Source organism: Microbacterium testaceum, assembly GCF_003075375.1.
GTDB classification, from domain to species: Bacteria; Actinomycetota; Actinomycetes; order Actinomycetales; family Microbacteriaceae; genus Microbacterium; species Microbacterium testaceum_E.
Window position 1 is genome coordinate 1 of record NZ_QDFT01000095.1, and the last position, 2,033, is coordinate 2,033.

4 protein-coding genes are annotated in these 2,033 nt (G+C 62.3%); 3 read left to right on the top strand and 1 reads right to left on the bottom strand.

The genetic code is table 11. From position 1 onward, the window contains the following. Positions 1 to 181: transposase (locus tag DC432_RS16020; protein ID WP_133177982.1), on the bottom strand; the 181-nt coding region annotated here is incomplete at its 3' end. A gap of 437 nt (positions 182 to 618) precedes the next feature. Between DC432_RS16020 and DC432_RS16025 the strand changes: the two genes are divergently transcribed. The 3 genes from DC432_RS16025 to DC432_RS16035 all read left to right on the top strand — a co-directional run. Beyond that, a complete protein-coding gene (locus DC432_RS16025; RefSeq protein ID WP_133177983.1) occupies positions 619 to 828 on the top strand; it encodes a hypothetical protein in 210 nt (69 codons plus the stop codon). A gap of 101 nt (positions 829 to 929) precedes the next feature. Then, positions 930 to 1,760 carry a patatin-like phospholipase family protein gene (locus DC432_RS16030; protein WP_116538680.1) on the top strand — a complete coding sequence of 277 codons (831 nt, stop codon included), beginning with the start codon at positions 930 to 932 and terminating at the stop codon, positions 1,758 to 1,760. A 93-nt stretch (positions 1,761 to 1,853) separates the two neighbouring features. Continuing rightward, on the top strand, positions 1,854 to 2,033 hold a 180-nt coding region (locus tag DC432_RS16035; protein WP_133177982.1), incomplete at its 3' end, for a transposase.

The following is a 2,033-nucleotide window of genomic DNA, read 5'->3' on the forward strand; positions in this document are numbered from 1 at the left end:
CCGGCACCGCCACGCCACCGCTCGCGGTCGTCCCGGAGCCGAGCTTGTCGACCCACTCCTTCAACGCCCCGCGAGAGATGCCGAGATCGACCGCGATGCCCTCGAGCGTTGCGCCCGGCGTCGATTCGTACAGGTCCACCGCCCGCCGCCGGAACTCGTCGGTGTAGTTCTTCCTTGCCATCCTTGGATTCTCGCTTCCCCAGCGTTCGTGCTGGAATCAGCGTGTCCAAGATCAGGGGGCAGGCCCCCGAAGGTTCATCGGGGCAGATGACTTGAACTACGCGCGCTGTGCCGTTAGCGGCAGGTTGCGCTGATGCTGGGCGAAGGAAAGTCCGAGGCGAGTCAGCTCGGTAATACCGGGCCCGCCGCGTTAGAACAACAGGCCAGGCGTCGATGCGACTTGACGCCTGATGTTTCCCAGAACCTCCCCATGATTTAGAGGGGCGAGGTCGCGGCGGCTTCGCGACCGGTCCTAAGAGCCCCGCCTTCTGAACGACGGGCGCCCCACCTTCCCGTACGTCGCCGTCGAGGCAGTGCGGCAGGCCCGTAAGCAGCCACAGGCCGAGAGACCCAGTCGACCGAGACGTAGCCCAACCGGAAGTCTCGAATGACTTCGAGTTGCTTGGTGATCTCGTTGTCGTCGTGCGGCCGGTTTTCGTCGCCACGGATCATTTTCGCCAGGGCCAGCCGTCGCGCGTTGACGCGCTCTCATCCGAGCAGATAGCTTGCATCGCCTGTCAGGCGGTGCAATTCGGCAGAGAACGTTGGCTGATGACCATCCGCCGCACGACGGCCATGAAGGTGGGCGTCGGCGAGGCGATGTCGTGAAGGGAAGCAGTCCGACTTTTACCGGATCTGGGGCTCGCGCCAGGGATCTGATACCGTGAGCTACATAAGTGGTTCGGTGAACAACTGGAAGGGGCTCAACGATGAGTGAAAACACGGACAAGGCACTGGTCCTCGGGGGTGGCGGTGTTGTGGGTATCGCTTGGGAGACCGGGCTGCTCGCTGGACTGGCCAGCAAGGGTGTTGACGTGGTGAGCACTGCGGACCTCGTTGTCGGGAGTTCTGCCGGGGCAACGGTTGCCGCGCAGGTCTTTACCACGCCTTTGGAGAAGTTGTATAAGGATCAGATCGAAGGGACGGGCGCTCCCGGGCCGGCTATTGATGTGGACATGGGTAGCTTGCTTGGCAGGATCGGCCAAGAACTCAGTGCGGAGCCGGACCCGGTTAAAGCGCGCAAGTCCATTGGTGCAATGTCGCTGGAGAAGGACCGTGTTCCGGAGGCGGAGCGCCGCGCCATCATCGAGGCCCGGCTGGAATCGCACGAATGGCCAGAGCAGCTCGTCCGGGTGACAACGATTCAGGCCGATACGGGTGAGTTCAAGGTTCTTGATAAGAACTCCGGTGTGAATCTCGTGGATGCGGTGGCTGCGAGCTGTGCGATCCCCGTGGTGTGGCCGGCCGTGACCATAGGTGGAAACCGTTTCTACGATGGTAGCGTCCGTTCCGGGACCAACACCGACGTGGCGGAGGGCTACGGCAAAGTTCTTGTTCTTGAGGTAATGAAGCTTCCAGAGAACTCTGATGTCAAGGATATCGGTGATTCGAGCCAAGTGAAGACTATTTCATTGGATGAGACATCGAAAGAAGCGATCGGCGAGAACCCGCTCGATCCGGACGCTTCCCCCGCAGCGGCGAAAGCGGGCTACGATCAGGGCGTTCGCATCGCGGACGAGGTCCGGGAGTTCTGGGACTGATTCCCAGTGACAACAGCGCACTGATTGGGGCCTGCCCCCTGATCTTGGACACGCTGATTCCAGCACGAACGCTGGGGAAGCGAGAATCCAAGGATGGCAAGGAAGAACTACACCGACGAGTTCCGGCGGCGGGCGGTGGACCTGTACGAATCGACGCCGGGCGCAACGCTCGAGGGCATCGCGGTCGATCTCGGCATCTCTCGCGGGGCGTTGAAGGAGTGGGTCGACAAGCTCGGCTCCGGGACGACCGCGAGCGGTGGCGTGGCGGTGCCG

Coding starts and splice junctions, on each gene's coding strand:
- DC432_RS16030 (WP_116538680.1), top strand. CDS start 930: ATGAGTGAAAACACGGACAAGGCACTGGTCCTCGGGGGTGGCGGTGTT.